Origin of the sequence: Aquamicrobium zhengzhouense (assembly GCF_016124105.1) — a bacterium.
Lineage (GTDB): Bacteria > Pseudomonadota > Alphaproteobacteria > Rhizobiales > Rhizobiaceae > Aerobium > Aerobium zhengzhouense.
Genome location: NZ_JADGMQ010000004.1, coordinates 245665 through 261108 on the forward strand (window position 1 = coordinate 245665; position 15444 = coordinate 261108).

Annotated in this window: 14 protein-coding genes; 5 read left to right on the plus strand and 9 right to left on the minus strand. The window is 58.9% G+C overall.

Annotation, left to right across the window (positions count from 1 at the left end; all coding sequences use genetic code 11):
- Nucleotides 1-495: 495 nt before the first annotated feature.
- Entirely contained in the window at nucleotides 496-915 is a 420-nt protein-coding gene (locus IOD40_RS08880) for a MucR family transcriptional regulator (RefSeq protein ID WP_198476167.1), read from the minus strand.
- A gap of 348 nt (nucleotides 916-1263) precedes the next feature.
- Between IOD40_RS08880 and IOD40_RS08885 the strand changes: the two genes are divergently transcribed.
- On the plus strand, nucleotides 1264-3366 hold the full coding sequence (locus IOD40_RS08885) for a S9 family peptidase (RefSeq protein ID WP_198476168.1): 2103 nt from the start codon (nucleotides 1264-1266) through the stop codon (nucleotides 3364-3366).
- A gap of 60 nt (nucleotides 3367-3426) precedes the next feature.
- Here the strand turns inward: IOD40_RS08885 and IOD40_RS08890 are convergent, their stop codons facing one another.
- The 4 genes from IOD40_RS08890 to IOD40_RS08905 all read right to left on the minus strand — a co-directional run bounded on the left by IOD40_RS08890 (nucleotide 3427) and on the right by IOD40_RS08905 (nucleotide 6552).
- Nucleotides 3427-4350: a cytochrome c gene (locus IOD40_RS08890; protein WP_198476169.1), complete on the minus strand. Its 924-nt coding sequence runs from the start codon at nucleotides 4348-4350 to the stop codon at nucleotides 3427-3429.
- Nucleotides 4351-4361: 11 nt separating this feature from the next.
- Nucleotides 4362-4793: a c-type cytochrome gene (locus IOD40_RS08895; protein WP_198476170.1), complete on the minus strand. Its 432-nt coding sequence runs from the start codon at nucleotides 4791-4793 to the stop codon at nucleotides 4362-4364.
- Between the two features lie 172 nt (nucleotides 4794-4965).
- Complete coding sequence (locus IOD40_RS08900; RefSeq protein ID WP_198476171.1) at nucleotides 4966-5568, minus strand: superoxide dismutase; 603 nt, start codon at nucleotides 5566-5568, stop codon at nucleotides 4966-4968.
- Between the two features lie 108 nt (nucleotides 5569-5676).
- Nucleotides 5677-6552, minus strand: a complete 876-nt coding sequence (locus IOD40_RS08905; RefSeq protein WP_198476172.1) for a branched-chain amino acid aminotransferase — start codon at nucleotides 6550-6552, stop codon at nucleotides 5677-5679.
- A 139-nt stretch (nucleotides 6553-6691) separates the two neighbouring features.
- Between IOD40_RS08905 and IOD40_RS08910 the strand changes: the two genes are divergently transcribed.
- Complete coding sequence (locus IOD40_RS08910; RefSeq protein ID WP_198476173.1) at nucleotides 6692-7354, plus strand: haloacid dehalogenase type II; 663 nt, start codon at nucleotides 6692-6694, stop codon at nucleotides 7352-7354.
- Nucleotides 7355-7668: 314 nt separating this feature from the next.
- A complete protein-coding gene (locus IOD40_RS08915) occupies nucleotides 7669-8244 on the plus strand; it encodes a L,D-transpeptidase (protein WP_325099693.1) in 576 nt (191 codons plus the stop codon).
- Between the two features lie 67 nt (nucleotides 8245-8311).
- Here IOD40_RS08915 and IOD40_RS08920 read toward each other — a convergent pair whose 3' ends face one another.
- Complete coding sequence (locus tag IOD40_RS08920) at nucleotides 8312-9886, minus strand: helicase HerA-like C-terminal domain-containing protein (RefSeq protein WP_198476174.1); 1575 nt, start codon at nucleotides 9884-9886, stop codon at nucleotides 8312-8314.
- A gap of 222 nt (nucleotides 9887-10108) precedes the next feature.
- Here IOD40_RS08920 and IOD40_RS08925 point away from each other — a divergent pair, with 222 nt between their 5' ends.
- A complete protein-coding gene (locus IOD40_RS08925) occupies nucleotides 10109-11536 on the plus strand; it encodes a methylmalonyl-CoA mutase family protein (protein ID WP_198476175.1) in 1428 nt (475 codons plus the stop codon).
- A 10-nt stretch (nucleotides 11537-11546) separates the two neighbouring features.
- On the opposite strand, the gene IOD40_RS08930 is transcribed toward IOD40_RS08925, so the two are convergent.
- Nucleotides 11547-12551, minus strand: coding sequence for an asparaginase (locus IOD40_RS08930; protein ID WP_198476176.1), 1005 nt, complete (start codon nucleotides 12549-12551; stop codon nucleotides 11547-11549).
- A gap of 14 nt (nucleotides 12552-12565) precedes the next feature.
- On the opposite strand from IOD40_RS08930, the gene IOD40_RS08935 reads away from it, so the two are divergent.
- Nucleotides 12566-13369 (plus strand): DUF3750 domain-containing protein, encoded by an 804-nt coding sequence (locus IOD40_RS08935; protein WP_198476177.1) that lies wholly within the window; start codon nucleotides 12566-12568, stop codon nucleotides 13367-13369.
- A gap of 8 nt (nucleotides 13370-13377) precedes the next feature.
- Here the strand turns inward: IOD40_RS08935 and IOD40_RS08940 are convergent, their stop codons facing one another.
- Nucleotides 13378-14121: an SDR family NAD(P)-dependent oxidoreductase gene (locus IOD40_RS08940; RefSeq protein ID WP_198476178.1), complete on the minus strand. Its 744-nt coding sequence runs from the start codon at nucleotides 14119-14121 to the stop codon at nucleotides 13378-13380.
- Nucleotides 14118-15284, minus strand: coding sequence for an acetyl-CoA acetyltransferase (locus tag IOD40_RS08945; RefSeq protein ID WP_198476179.1), 1167 nt, complete (start codon nucleotides 15282-15284; stop codon nucleotides 14118-14120). The genes IOD40_RS08940 and IOD40_RS08945 overlap by 4 nt, the downstream gene beginning before the upstream one ends.
- Nucleotides 15285-15444: the final 160 nt, after the last annotated feature.

Genomic DNA, 15444 nt, shown 5'->3' on the forward strand with positions numbered 1-15444 from the left:
TGTGTGAACAAAACCGGAACAAATATCGCCGATGATGTTTTTGAGCCTTGTTTTGGTTGGAGAATCTGGGACAGCGAAACCGTTGCGGCAGGAACTTATCCACTCTCGGCGCAACGGGCGCAAACATCCTCTTCAAAGAACCAAGAGGATTTCTCATGCACTCGCTGGAGATGGACATCCGCAGCTTTCGGCAACGCAAACAGCACGAGCACGCATATGCACGCCAGCTGGTTGCGTTGTCTTTATGCGCAGGCATCGACATGAAGACGGCACTTGAGGCTGAACCGTCGGAGCGGCGCCGCCTGCTCCTTCGTCTCGAACGCATGATTGAACGTGAGCGCCTCAGGGGAGTTCGCCGCCACTGGGCCTATGATCTCAACCGTCACATATCATTGAAGCAGGCACTGGATGTACTGCGCGACGCAAGCGCAGAAACTAAAAGAGCGGCAGCCTCTCGACTACCGCTCTTGGTCGACCGGAAAATCCGGCAGAAACTTACCTCGCCTTGCGACCGAGGCCCATCTTCTTCGCAAGCTCCGAGCGCGCGCGGGCGTAGTTCGGCGCGACCATCGGGTAGCTCGGGTCCAGGCCCCACTTCTCGCGATACTGGTCAGGCGTCAGGCCGTAATGCGTCATCAGGTGACGCTTCAGCGACTTGAACTTCTTGCCGTCCTCGAGACAGATCAAATAGTCGTCGGTGATCGATTTCTTCGGGTTCACCGCCGGCTTCTGCTTATCGGCAGGTGCTTGCTCTGCGGCACCGTCAACGCGGCCCAAGGCAGCATAGACGTCAGCAATCAGATTTGACAGCTCGCCAACCGGTACAGGATTGTTGCTGACATATGCAGACACGACGTCTGCGGTGAGTTCGATGAGCATTTCGCCATTTCTGGCGGCTGTCTCGTTGGTTTCCATTTTGGCCCCAAAATTTCAAGTATTGCGAATTCCGCTCTCGGCCCAACGGGCCGGGCGAAAGACGTTGTAATGGGTGGGTTATCCCTCACCTTCCGATTCGCAACGTCAGCGCATAAATGGTACTACGTAGAAAGTAAGTCAATTCACTGTTCTTAATTTCCTCGTCTTGGAAGTTGAAATTCAGTATATTCCGCGCCCACTTACTAAGGCTTACGAAGGACGAGCGCTTTTAGACAAGTGACCCCGCTATCCGACATTTACGTGAATGACTCAGAGGACGATCTTTCGCCCTTGTGCGGCTATTGGTTGAATCGATATTCGCTGTACGACCAACCTTAGGAAGCCAGAATGCCCAATAATTCAGCTCGTTTCCCACGAATAGAGGCCCCTTTGCCGCACCGTAGGGATTATGCGCATGTCGCGCACGACATCTCGAGGCCAGATGAATACGCATGGCTGCGGGCTGATAACTGGCAGGAAGTCTTCACCGCTCCTGAAAAGCTGGATCCCGAAATCCGGCGGCATCTCGACGCGGAGAACGCGTATCAAAAATTATTGATGAGTGACACCGCTGAACTACAGAGTGTCCTGTACCTTGAGATGAAAGGCCGCATCAAAGAGGATGACTCCAGTGTCCCTATGAAGGATGGTCTATATGCGTACGGCACATCCTACGTCACCGGCGGACAGCACCCGCGCTATTTCAGGGTTGCTCGGGATGGATCGGATCCAACGGTCCTGATCGATGGCGATGCAGAGGCTGAAGGGCATGCATATTTCCGGATTGGCAGTGTCGATCACTCAAGCGATCACCAGCGCCTCTTGTGGGGCTATGATGACAAGGGTTCGGAGTTCTACACGCTGAAGGTTCGCGGCATTGCTGGGGCGCGGGATCTGGACGATCTGATCGAGAATACTGGCGGCTCTGGCGAATGGGACGCTTCTAACACTGGCTTCTTCTATACCCGCCTTGATGAGAATCACCGTCCGTCGCAGATTTTCCACCACCGCCTCGGCACAGCCCAGTCGGAAGACCGGCTGATCTATGAAGAGCAGGACCCGGGGTTCTTCATGGATGTCGGCGGCACAAGGCTTGGCGACTGGATCATGATTTCGATCGGAGATCACGAAACCTCCGAGTATCGTTTGATCCCCGCCAACGTTCCCTTTGCCGCACCAAAGGTCGTGAAGCCGCGTGAAGTCGGCATTCAATATGACCTCGAAGAAGGCGGAGACATTTTCTTCATCCTCACCAATTCGGGTGGCGCGAAAGATTTTCGCATCATGACCGCACCTGCCTCGGATCCCCGTGAAGAAAATTGGACCGAGCTTGTGGGGCACGAACCCGGGCGGCTTATCCTTTCCATCATCGGTTTTCGCGACTGGCTGGTCCGTCTGGAGCGCAAGGATGGCCTGCCCCGTCTTGTCGTTCGCGAGCGCTCAACCGGAAGTGAGCACATCGTGGCCTTTGACGAGGAAGCATACTCGCTCGGCCTGTCCGGATCCTACGAGTACGATACGGATGTCATCCGGTTCTCCTACTCGTCAATGACGACCCCGGCCCAGGTGTTCGATTACGACATGCGCACGCGCGAGCGGGAGCTTCTGAAGACGCAGGAAGTGCCGTCCGGTCACGACGCTTCTAACTATGTAACGCGGCGGATCATGGCGCCGGCACATGACGGCGAGCAGGTTCCCGTTTCGCTTCTTTATCGCAAGGACACTCCGCTCGACGGCTCAGCCCCCTGCCTTCTTTACGGCTATGGCTCGTATGGCATCACGATCCCGGCCTCGTTCAACACCAACTGCCTGTCGCTTGTTGATCGCGGTTTTGTCTACGCCATCGCACATATTCGCGGCGGCAAGGACAAGGGCTATGCCTGGTATGAGGAAGGCAAGCGCGAGAAGAAGGAAAATACCTTCCACGATTTCATCTCCGCGGCGCATCACCTTGTGGCAAAGGGCTTTACCTCTCCCGACCGCATCGTCGCCCAGGGCGGATCAGCTGGCGGCATGCTCATGGGTGCGGTCGCAAACATGGCTCCCGAAGCGTTCGCCGGTATTATTGCTGAGGTGCCATTTGTTGACGTCCTGACAACGATGCTCGATGCCACGCTTCCCCTGACCCCGCCTGAATGGCCAGAGTGGGGCAACCCGATTGCGTCCTTTGATGATTACCAGACAATCGCGGCATACTCGCCTTATGACAAGGTGAAGGCGCAGGCATACCCACCAATCCTTGCGGTCGCTGGCCTGACCGACCCCCGCGTCACCTATTGGGAGCCGGCAAAGTGGGTCGCGCGACTGCGCGAACTGAAAACGGACGACAACCCGGTCCTGTTCAAGATCAACATGGACGCTGGCCATGCTGGCGCTTCAGGACGCTTCTCCAGGCTGGAAGAGATTGCCTTCACCTACGCATTTGCGCTCAAGGTCGTGGGCAACGCATGAAACAAAGGCCCGGAGCACCTGCTCCGGGCCTTTGTGCTTTTTCGGTTTTAGCTCTGACGGTTAGTTCGCGCTCGCATGGCCAGGTATCGCCATGAGGTAGGCCGCGATCGCCTCGCGATCCTCTGGTGAGAGCTTGGCCATGTTGCGAATGACTGGCGCCATCGAACCGCCTACCGAGTCAAACTCAGGGGTAAAGCCGGTTTCAAGAAGATCGACGATCTCAATTTTCGACCAGTCACCTATTCCGCCTTCGCCGGTCGTGATGTTGGGAACATTCCCCTCACCTTCAGCGGCCTTTGCCCCAGCCAGCCATTTGGAGCTGTCCATACCGCCCAGCGCGCCGCGAGGAGTATGGCACTCGCCACAATGACCGGGACCCTCGACCAGATAGCGTCCGCGCAACACTTCGTCGCTCGCATTTGCCAGTTCCACGCGCGGCGCATCATCGAGGTAAAGCATCTTCCAGAATCCCAGCGCCCAGCGCTGGTTGAACGGGAAACTCAGCTCATTGGAAGGTGCTTTCCCCTCTACCTCAGGCAGCGTCTTCATGAACGCGTATAGATCCGCAACGTCTTGCGGCTTCATCCGCGCGTAGGATGCGTACGGGAAAGCCGGATAATAGTGCTGGCCCGAGGGAGACACCCCGCGCATCACTGCATTCGCAAGATCCTCGGCACTCCAGCTGCCGATGCCGTCAGTCGGATGCTGCGAGATGTTCGGCGCGACGAACACGCCGAACTCAGTGACGAACCGCTCGCCCCCTCCGAGAGACAGAGCGGCATCTGCGTCGGCACCCGGAGCCGCGTGACAGGATGCGCAGCCGCTTGCCCAGAAGACCTGCTCCCCCCGGGTAGCATCCCCATTGCCCAACGAGGCAACCGTCGCAGCATCCAGCCGCGACGGTGCTGCCAGATACCAGGCAGCTGCCCCGCCAATCGCTGCGACGAGCAGAACGCCACCGGATATTCTAGCTAGAACAGACATGGGTGGCCGCCTTAGTTACGATAAACCTCGTGGCACCCGCCGCAGCTTGCGGCAATCGGCGCAAAAGCGGCCTTGAATGATTCGAGATCCTGAGGCTGAGCTTCTACGGCCGCTGCGACCTTAGCAGTATAGTCGTCATTGGCTTTCTTGAAGCCATCGCGGTCGCTCCAGACCGTCGCCTTGACCTTGGTATCGCCGCTCTCGGTTCCTTCAGGATAAAGCGCGTCCACATCGATAGCAGCCTGCGCATTGGCGTTCAGCTTCTCCAACGCATCGAGCACTGTGGCCGTTTCGAAATCGGCGCGGCCCTGCGCGACCGGGCCGAGAACCCGCAGGAGCGATCCGCGCTCCTTCATGTTAGCTTTGCGATCCGCCAACGGGTCCGCATGCGCCCCCATGGTTAGGGCGGTCAGTGCGGCAGTGGCGAAAATGAAAAGTCTCATGAAATAACTCCGATAAACTGCGACGGCCAAAAGCAGAATTGCCACGCGATATTGACGAATTCGCTCGATGGGAAAAGTCACATCCGGCCCGTCGTTCCTCACGCTTGTGTGAAGATTCAGGCAAAAGAAAGCCCCGGCGAACCAGGGCTTTCCACATCCACAAACGGATGAATTATTTCGCCGCGGCCTCGTACATCTCCAGGACGTAGTCCCAGTTGATCAGGCTGTCGACGAATGCCTCAAGGTACTTCGGGCGCGCGTTGCGGTAGTCGATGTAGTAGGAGTGCTCCCAGACGTCGACGCCGAGGATCGGCGATGCGCCATGAACCAGCGGGTTTTCGCCGTTCGGGGTCTTCGAAATCTCAAGCTTGCCGTCCTTGACCGACAGCCATGCCCAGCCCGAGCCGAACTGCGTCGTGCCGGCGTTGATGAAGTCGGCGCGGAACTTGTCGTAGCCGCCGAGGTCGGAATCGATTGCCTTCTGCAACGCGCCCGGCAGGCTCTTGCCGCCGCCGTCCTTCTTCATCCACTTCCAGAAGTGGACGTGGTTGTAGTGCTGAGCAGCGTTGTTGAAGAGGCCAGCGTTCTTGCCGAACGACTGCTTCACAACTTCCTCAAGCGACAAATTGTCCATGCCAGCTTCTGCAGCGAGCTTGTTACCGTTGTCGACATAAGCCTTGTGGTGCTTGTCGTGGTGGTACTCGAGAGTCTCCTTCGACATGAACGGCTGGAGAGCCTCGTAATCGTACGGCAGTTCCGGAAGTTCAAAGGCCATGACAATATCTCCCTCACTAAAAACGGGTTGGGCGTGATTTCTACATAGGCGCCGACCGGAGCTTCACAACCCCCGGCGCGTGATAACCAGCGATTGTTTAGCTTCTCTTTACGTCGCTGTCGAATGGGCCCACTGCCAATAGAGCTCCCGCGCCCTCTTCGCGACGGGGCCAGCTTGCAGTTCCCGGTCTTCAATTTTCACGATGGGAACAACCTTGGAGTGGTTACCTGTCGAGAATATCTCGTCCGCGTCCATGAAGTCCTTCACGGTCAGCGTTTTTTCCTCAATCTTGTATCCGGCCTCGGAAAGAAGCGAGATTGTTCGCGAGCGGGTGATGCCAGACAGAAAGGTTCCGTTCGCCACGGGCGTCATCACAACGCCGTCCTTGACCATGAACACGTTCGATGCGGCCGTTTCCGCGACATTCCCCAGCATGTCGAGGACCAGCGCGTTGTCAAAGCCACGCGCTCTCGCCTCCATAATCGCACGCGCATTATTAGGATAGAGGCAGCCGGCCTTCGCGTTTGTCGGCATCGTCTCGATCGTGGGGCGACGGAAAGGCGACACAGTGACGGAGAAGCCCGAAACCGGCAGCATCGGCGATTCATAGAGGCACAGGCAGAAGCGTGTAGATTGTGGATCAGCCGGCACCCCCATGTACCCGCCGTACTCAGCCCAATACATCGGTCGGATATAGACCGCTGTCCTGCCGTCAAACTTTCTCAGCCCGTCCAGCGTTAGTTCAACGATTTCTTCCACGCAGTGCGTTGGCTTGAGCCCCAGCGCGACGGCCGAAGCATTGACCCTGGCGCAGTGACGATCGAGGTCCGGAGCCACTGCCTCGAACCAGCGTGCTCCGTCAAACACACTGGAGCCGAGCCACATCACGTGGCTGCGAGGTCCGACAACCGGAACGTTCCCCTCGTACCAATCGCCGTCGATAAAGCTCCACGTCCTGCTCTCGGCTGCACTTGCAAGGTTCATCGCAGATCTCCTTTTGCCTGTAGCGTCCATCGAAAGGCGTTTGGTCGGTTACGTCAACCGACAGCCCGGAGCTTTATCAAACCCGTTGCCGCCTTTTGCTTGACCCCGCAGCAATGGTGCGTTCAAGTCTCCCGCAGCCATGCAACACTCAGCTTACGTATTCGACGCCTATGGAACCCTCTTCGATGTCCATGCTGCCGTTCGCCGCCACGCGGCTGAACTAGGCTCGGAGGGGCAACGTCTGTCCGAAATCTGGCGAGCCAAACAATTGGAGTATTCCTGGATACGCACTCTCATGGGGAGCTACCGGGATTTCTGGCAACTGACCCAGGATGCGCTCGACACCGCCTTCAAGCTTGTTCCTTCGGCCGACCCCAGGATGAAGCAGCAGCTTCTCGACGCCTACTGGCAGCTCGACTGCTATCCCGAGGTTCCCCGTGTGCTGCGCGAGATCAAATCGGCGGGCGGCCGCATAGCCATCCTCTCGAACGGATCTCCGGCCATGCTGGAGGCCGCGGTCAGGTCGTCTGCATTGGACAGCATCATCGATGAGATCTTCTCCGTCGATGAAATCCGGCGCTTCAAGCCCGTTCCTGATGTCTACGATATCGTAGCCACGCGTTGGCGCCTCTATCCCAACGCCGTCTCCTTCCAGTCCTCGAATCGCTGGGACATTGCTGGCGCGCAGAATTTCGGCTTCCGCACCGTCTGGCTCAATCGATCGTCCCAGCCGGATGAGTATCCGGACCATCCACCGGAACTGATTTTACTGTCTCTGGAGGGGCTTCTCGCGGCCCTTTAGCCCTTGGCCGCACCGGGGTGCGTGGCTAAAGAACAACATCCGCTGAATCACTTGCAGCTAAGCGTCGCGGGCGTCCACTTCGCCATTGCTTGACGCGCGGCAGTGTCCCTATACAGCCGCTACAACTTTGGATTGGAACCGACGTGTCCGAGCTCAAGACCCCCATGATTTCCCGGCGTTCCCTTCTTACGGCAGCCTCTGTATCACTCGCTGCCACCGCGCTCGCTGCCTGTTCAGAAACAACCACCACTTCGCGTGAGCTCAGGCCGGAACCGGTCCGGACTCCGCTCCCCGAACTGCCACCTCCTGCTTTGATGTACGCCGCAGTTAAGGATGGCGGACACCAGATTCCGGCAGTTCCGTTCGAGAAGATCGACAAGCGCTTCCACCGTCAGGTGGTTGCAGATCCGTCTGGAGAGCGGCCGGGTACCGTAATCGTCGACACGGGCAGCCACTTTCTCCACCTCGTCCTACCGGGGCGCCGTGCGATGCGCTACGGCGTTGGCCTTGGGCGTCAAGGTTTCGAGTGGTCAGGCGAAGGCGTGATCGAGTGGAAGCAGCCCTGGCCTAAATGGCATCCGCCGGCAGAGATGATCGAGCGGCAGCCGAACCTGAAGAAGTACGCGACCACCTATGATCCGGTGACCAAGCAATGGCTGGGTGGAATGGAGCCAGGCATCAGCAACCCGCTCGGCGCGCGCGCGCTCTACATCTACCAGAATGGCAAAGATACTTTGTACCGCCTGCACGGTTCGCCGGAGTGGTGGACGATCGGGAAGTCAGTCTCTTCAGGCTGCGTACGCCTGATCAATCAGGATGCCATCGATCTCTATGAGCGCGTAGCACCGAAGTCGCCGATCATCGTGACATCGGGCCTGAGGATCACCTGACCCGCGGGTGAACATGAATTAGAAAACGCCGCGCTGACCATCGTTGGCGCGGCGTTTTCTTTAAAGCCTACCGCTTGCGCAAGCTGCCGAGGATGCCACGAACCAGTTCGCGACCGAGCGTTGAGCCCACCGTCCGAACCACGGACTTGATTGCAGCCTCTGCCACCGTCTGGCGGTTCCCGGTGCTGCGCGTGCGGCGTTCTCGCTGCGGCTGGCTCCGCCCTCCACCAAAATCGGGCAGCGTCCACCCACCGCCGCCCCCGCCGCGATCATCATTCCGCAGGCGCTCCTGTTCGGCGCGACGATCATCTTCTTCCTTCGCCTGCGCTGCCTGCTCCGCCCGCTTCTGCAGAATCTCGTAAGCAGACTCGCGGTCAATCGCCTGATCGTAAAGCCCGTGCACCGGGCTGAGCTCCATCACCCTGCGCCGCTCTTCCGGCGAGATCGGCCCAATCCGGGCCGCCGGCGGCCGGATCAGCGTTCGCTGCACCATCGACGGAATGCCCTTTTCTTCCAGCACCGAAACAAGCGCCTCACCCGTCCCGAGCTGGGTGATGGCAGTGGCGCAATCGAACTCTGGATTGGGGCGGAATGTGTCGGCAGCCGTTCTCACCGCCTTCTGCTCGCGCGGCGTGTATGCTCGCAGTGCATGCTGGATACGGTTCCCAAGCTGCGCCAGGACAGTTTCAGGAACGTCGAGCGGATTTTGGGTGACAAAGTAGACGCCGACGCCCTTTGACCGGATCAACCGTACAACCTGTTCGATACGCTCAACAAAAGCCCGTGGCGCGTCATTGAATAGGAGGTGCGCCTCGTCGAAGAAGAAGACCAGCTTCGGCTTGTCCGGGTCACCGACCTCTGGCAGTTCCTCAAACAATTCCGACAACAGCCACATCAGGAAGGTCGAATAGAGCCTTGGATTATTCATGAGCTTGTCGGCGGCAAGCACGTTGATCGCACCGCGTCCGTCGCGTGTCGTGCGCATCAGATCTGCAATTGTCAGGGCCGGTTCGCCGAAGAAATAATTGCCGCCCTGTTGCTCGAGAACCAGGAGCTGGCGCTGGATCGCACCGACCGACTGGCGCGAGACGTTGCCGTAGCGCGCCCCGATCTCTTGCGCACGTTCAGCCATATTGGCCAGCATGGCCTGCAGATCCTTCATGTCGAGAAGGAGCATTCCCTCTTCGTCTGCAAGACGGAAAGCGATGTTCATGACGCCTTCCTGCGCTTCCGAAAGGTTCATCAACCTTGACAGAAGCAGCGGGCCCATCTCGGAAATGGTGGTGCGGATGGGGTGGCCCTGCTCCCCGAATAGGTCCCAGAAGATGACCGGGAATTCGCCGAACTCATATGGTTCAAGCTTGATCGCGGCGGCGCGCTTGTGCAGAAAATCCTGCGAGACGCCCATCTGGGAAAGGCCGGCCAAATCCCCCTTGATGTCCGCACAGAACACTGGAACGCCGGCGTTCGAGAAGCCTTCAGCAAGGATCTGCAATGTCACGGTTTTGCCGGTTCCGGTCGCTCCGGTGATGATGCCGTGCCGATTTGCATATCGCAGCAGAAGCTCTTCCGCTTTCTGGTAGCTGTCATCATTGTGCCGGCTACCGCCAAGGAAAATGCTTTTCTGCTCATCTTGCCACATCAGGTGTCTCCGTGCGTACCAAACCGGCTCAGGGCCTCCTTCCCGTATATCCAGCGCTTTACTTGCTGCCAATGAAGATATGTCGAGGATCGCGTGGCTGAATGATCACAGGCCGGGCGGAAATGTCTGAGACTGGACACGAAGGTCGCGCCTGAACATTGGCGCATTGCGGGAACGGGTTACCCTCCCTAAAGTAAAGGGAAATGCGGAAGGAATGGGCAGATGGAAGCGGCGATCATCAGCGCAGGTAGTTTCCCGCCGATGAACCGGTCGGATTGGTTGGAGATCGTGCGACAGGCTGGAATCCAGTATCGACCTGACGCACCCCAGCCTCCACGCAGCGCGGATCTGCGTTTTCAGCAACCGCGTCTCGACGTAGCCGGCTCTGGCATGGAGGGACACGCTGCGGCTGGCTGGACGATCCTGCAGCGCATCGATGATGTGGATCCACGGCGCGCCAATCATCAGGCTCAGGAAGATCTCGCTGGCGGCGCGGCCGGTCTGGCAATTGTCTTCGAGGGTGCACCAAATGCCTTCGGCTATGGCCTGCCCGCCCGTCCGGAATCGCTCGCGGCGGTCCTGCATAATATCCAGTTAAACCGCATTCACCTTCGGATCGATATGCACCCGGCAAGCCGCGCGTCGGTCGACTGGCTGATCGAGCTCGCGAAGCGCAAGCGCGTTGATCCCGCCCGGCTAAGCGTCTCGTTCGGCATTGATCCGGCAGCCCTGTTCGCGGGCAGCGGACATCTTCGAATGTCGGTTGCTGCCTTGCAAGCGTCGATGCCGCCGTCTCTCGGCCACTTCTTCGGCCTGGGTATCCCCGCCGTCCTACTCGAGGCAGACGGGCGCGTCATTCATAATGCTGGCGGCAGCGAGGCACAGGAACTCGGCGTGATGCTTTCTGCTGCCGTTTCCTATCTGCGAATGTTCATCGAGGCGCGCCAGCCACTCGTTTATGCCGCGCCTCACATCGGCTTTTCGCTCAGCGTCGACCATGACCAGTTCATTTCAGTCGCCAAGATCAAGGCGCTACGCCGCCTGTGGGCAAAGGTGCAGGAAATCTGCAACATTCCGCAGATGGCACCCAAGATCCATGCGGAAACATCCTACCGGATGATGTCTTCCCGCTCGGTCGAGACCAACATCGTGCGCGCTACTCTGGCCGCGTCCGCCGCAGCAGGCAGCGGTGCTGATACTGTCTCTGTTCTGCCGCACACGCTGCCGCACGGCTTGCCGGATTCGCATGCACGCCGGGTTGCGCGCGACCTCCAACTTGTCATCGCTGACGAGACCCACCTGTCTTCGCTTGCAGACCCGGCTGCGTCCACAGAGGATCTCGACATCCTTGTCGCATCGCTGTGCGATGCTGGATGGGAAGAGTTCCGCCGCATTCAGGAAGAGGGTGGCCTCCTGACGAGCCTTGCTGCGGGGTTCGTACAGCAGCGTGTGTTCCAGGCAAGAGAGCAGCGCATGCTGGCGCTACGCAAGGGCAGCTTCTCCATCATCGGCACCACGATTGACCCGAGCAAGGACGAGCCGGCCCCCGCCATACTTGAAGCCACACCGCGCCCGGCAGTCTCGGAAGGTGTCGCACGCTGCGATCGCCTCGCTCCGATTCGTCTGGATGAACTCCTGCCGCAGCCCTGATTTTGTTGCCTCAGGCCAGCGCTTGCGTTGGCCTGAGCCTGCCCACTTCGATACCGTTCCAGTTCCGCATTACCGGATTGGCGAACTCAGTCATCTTGCCGGCCAGTTCAGCGTCATCTGCCATCAGCTTGGCAAGAACAGCGGCCACCATCACTTCCGAAGCGCGGACAGTGCCATCGTCGCACTTGATCGCAATGCCGAGACCGAGCTCCGGTATCGCTCCGCAATAAACAGACTCGGCGCCCATCTTGATCATGATGCGCCCGGCGGCAGCCTCCATCAGCTTGGTGTCCAGCATACCCGTACCCGCGACATAATAGGGCTCGGCCATGCACGCCTCGAGGACCCCCTTTGCCGCTTCAGCGCGTTTCGGACCAAGGCCGACGCCGGTCGCCATCCGTGCAAACCCTTGCGCGAGCTTGCGCTGTTGGACCGAATAGGTCGGGATCGAGCAGCCGTCGATGCCACAGCTTTCAATGGAATGAGGCGCGCCCGTTACCGATTCCATCGTGTCGCGCACCATTTCCTGGAGAGGGTGACCCGCGCTCACGTAGCCCTTGTAGTCGATCCGCAAATGCTGGCAGGTGCACAGGAAACCCGCGTGCTTCCCAGAACAATTGTTGTGCAAAGCCATGGGCACCTTGCCCTGTCGCGCAAGATCCAGCGCGGCCTGCTGCCCCATCGGCCAATGAGCACCGCACTCCAGTGCGCCCGGTGACAGTCCTGCCCGATCCAGCATCTCGGCAGCCAGAGTGGCGTGCTTGGGCTCGCCGGAATGCGAGGCTCCCGTGAAGGCGATCTCGCGCTGACCAAATCCGAAAGCATCGGCTGCGCCCGACTCAACAAAAGGAAGTGCCTGAATTGCTTTCACCGCCGAGCGCGGAAAGATGATCCGGTCGACATCGCCGATCTCGAGCACAGAACGCCCGTCGGCATCCGCGACAATTACTGAGCCGCGATGCGTGCTCTCGACTATGTTACCGCGCGTGACTTCAACTAGAACCGGATTTGCCATTATCTCGCTCAGACATGAGTTCACTTCCTCTTTCCCCGCCAGAGACTGCAACCAAGCGTCTGCGCCCCCTCAGGCTCCTCAGAGGTTTGTTCCTGTTTACCCTTATCGTCTTCGTCGTGCCAGTTGCTGCGACAGCGGCATGGTGGGCGCTGTCGGATCGCCCCTCCTCCTGGAGTTCAGCCAATTGGGGTTCGAGCGGCACGCTGGCTCCCGCTTCCGCCTCTCCCGACGCGGCAATCTACATTATGGCCGCGCGCACCGGTGGGATGAAGGGTGCTCTAGCGGTTCACAGCTGGATCGTGATCAAGAGACCGAACGCCACCACTTATGAGCGCTACGACAAGGTCGGCTGGGGCAGCCCTATTCGCACCAACGGCTATCCCGCGGACGCCTATTGGTACTCCAACCCGCCTATGATCGTGCGCGCTGTCATCGGTAAGGATGCTGAACGGCTCATCCCGCAAATCGATCCCGCCATCGCCTCCTACCCATTTTCCGAACGCGGTGCCTACAAGATCTGGCCTGGTCCGAACTCCAACACCTTTGTCGCGCATGTCCTGAACGAGGTTCCGGCGCTGGGAACGGTGCTTCCGCCAAATGCTGCCGGACGTGATTTCGCTGAAGGGCCGGTCTCCCTGCGAGTGGCGAGCGATTGGCGGGATCTGCATTTCACGATCCGCGGCCTCTTCGGCTTCGCCATTGGACAGCGCAGCGGGATCGAAATTCACTTCATGGGTGCCGTTGCTGGGGTAGATCTGATGCGGCCTGCGCTAAAGATACCCGCGCTCGGCCGCATCGGCTTCGACAATTCTACATAAAGGCGCGTCTATGTAAGCGCCCGAAATCCACTTGCCGAAAACCCACCATCGACGGCCAACGTCTGGCCCGTAATGTACGCGGCCTCCGGCGAGAGAAGAAACGCAATCGCCGCAGCGACTTCGTCTGGCTCACCATGACGTCGTTGCGGCACGTGCTGCAACCAAACGCTTCGCACTCCATCGTCATGCGTTCTTGCTGAGAGCGGTGTCTCGATGACACCGGGTGCGACGCAATTTACCCGCACGTCCATATGGGCAAGTTCCACCGCCATGACTTGGGTCATCAGCGCCACGCCCGCTTTTGACGCACCGAAAGCCATCCGCCCTTCGTTGCCTCGCATCCCCGACACCGAGCCTAAATTGACGATCGACAGGGTCTCGCCCATGCGCTCCACTGCCGCGCGGGACGTGATGTATGAACCGACCACATGAACGTCGAGCATTTCCCGCAAGGCTTCTGCGCTTGTCTCCAGGCACGGGGCCACATGAGCGACGCCAGCGCAGTTAACCAACCCGCCAATCGGCCCCAGCGCATCCGCAACCTGATCGAAAGCTTCCGCGATCAACTCTTCATCGGTCACGTCCGCAGTGATGAAGATTGCATTCTCACCGGCGAGCATATCCTCGGCCAAAGCCAGCGCCTCGCCGTTAACGTCGATCACCGCGACCGGCCAGCCATCATCAAGAAGCCATTCCACCGTTGCCAGCCCGATGCCTGACGCACCACCCGTCACAATTGCTGAAGGCTTCATTTCACTCGTTCGAGAATAGAGACGTAATTTGCCACTGCCGCGCCGCCCATATTGAATATACCTCCGAGCGTCGCGTCCTTTATCTGAATGCCACCGGCTTCGCCTTTTAGCTGCATGGCCGATAGCGCATGCATGGAGACCCCGGTAGCCCCGATTGGATGACCCTTGGCTTTCAACCCGCCAGAGGGATTAACCGGCAAAATCCCATCCTTCTGTGTCAGCCCTTCAAGAGCAACTTTCGCACCTTGGCCCGGCTTCGCCAGCCCCATCGCCTCGTACTCGATGAGCTCGGCGATGGTGAAGCAGTCATGCGTCTCCACAAAGGACAGGTCTTTAAGGTTCACGCCCGCCTGCTTGAGCGACCGAGCCCAGGCTTCCGAACAGCCTTCAAAAAGCAGGATGTCGCGTTTCGACATCGGCAGGAAATCCTGCACATGCTGGTTGGCTCTAAAAGCCACGGCGCGTCGCATCTGCAGCGCCGTCTCCTCGTTGGCCAGAACAAGCGCCGCAGCTCCGTCTGAAACCAACGAGCAGTCGGTGCGCTTCAATGGCCCTGCTACATAAGGGTTCTTGTCGCTCTCGTTACGACAGAAATCGAAGCCAAAATCGCGACGCATCTGCGCATACGGGTTCTCGACGCCGTTCTTGTGGTTCTTTGCTGCGATGTAGGCGAGCGCATCCGATTGATCGCCGTGGCGCTGGAAATAGGCAGCGGCGATCTTGCCGAACACCCCGGCAAAGCCTGATGGCGTGTCAGCATCTTCTGGCAGATAGGACGCTTTCAGCAAATTCCGACCGATCTCTGGCCCGGGAGTGGTCGTCATCTGTTCGACGCCAACGACAAGCACGATGCGGGCTGCGCCGGACTCGATCGCGCGGATGCCTTGGCGGACCGCAGCGGACCCGGTCGCGCACGCATTCTCGACCCGTGTCGCAGGCTTGAAGCGAAGACGTTCATCAGCTTGAAGCACCAGGCTTGCAGTGAAGTCCTGAGCCGAAAAGCCACCATTGAAGTGCCCCAGGACAATCTCATCGACGTCGTCGGCACCGATGCCCGTGTGCTCAAGCGCTTCGCGCGCCACCTGAACAATCAGGCTTTCAACCGTCTCGCCCTCAAGCTTTCCAAAGGGCGAATGTGCCCAGCCAACAATACTTGCTGCCATAGATCTCACTCCCGAAAGCGCAGCATAACACAGCGGCCATAAGCGTCATTCTGCAATATCGCGGGAGACAATGAACCGTTCTTTTCTCGGGGTAAAGCCGATCGGCGGAGATGCGGAATCTTTATTGATTGATCAATCAATCAATAATAACCTTCGGCTG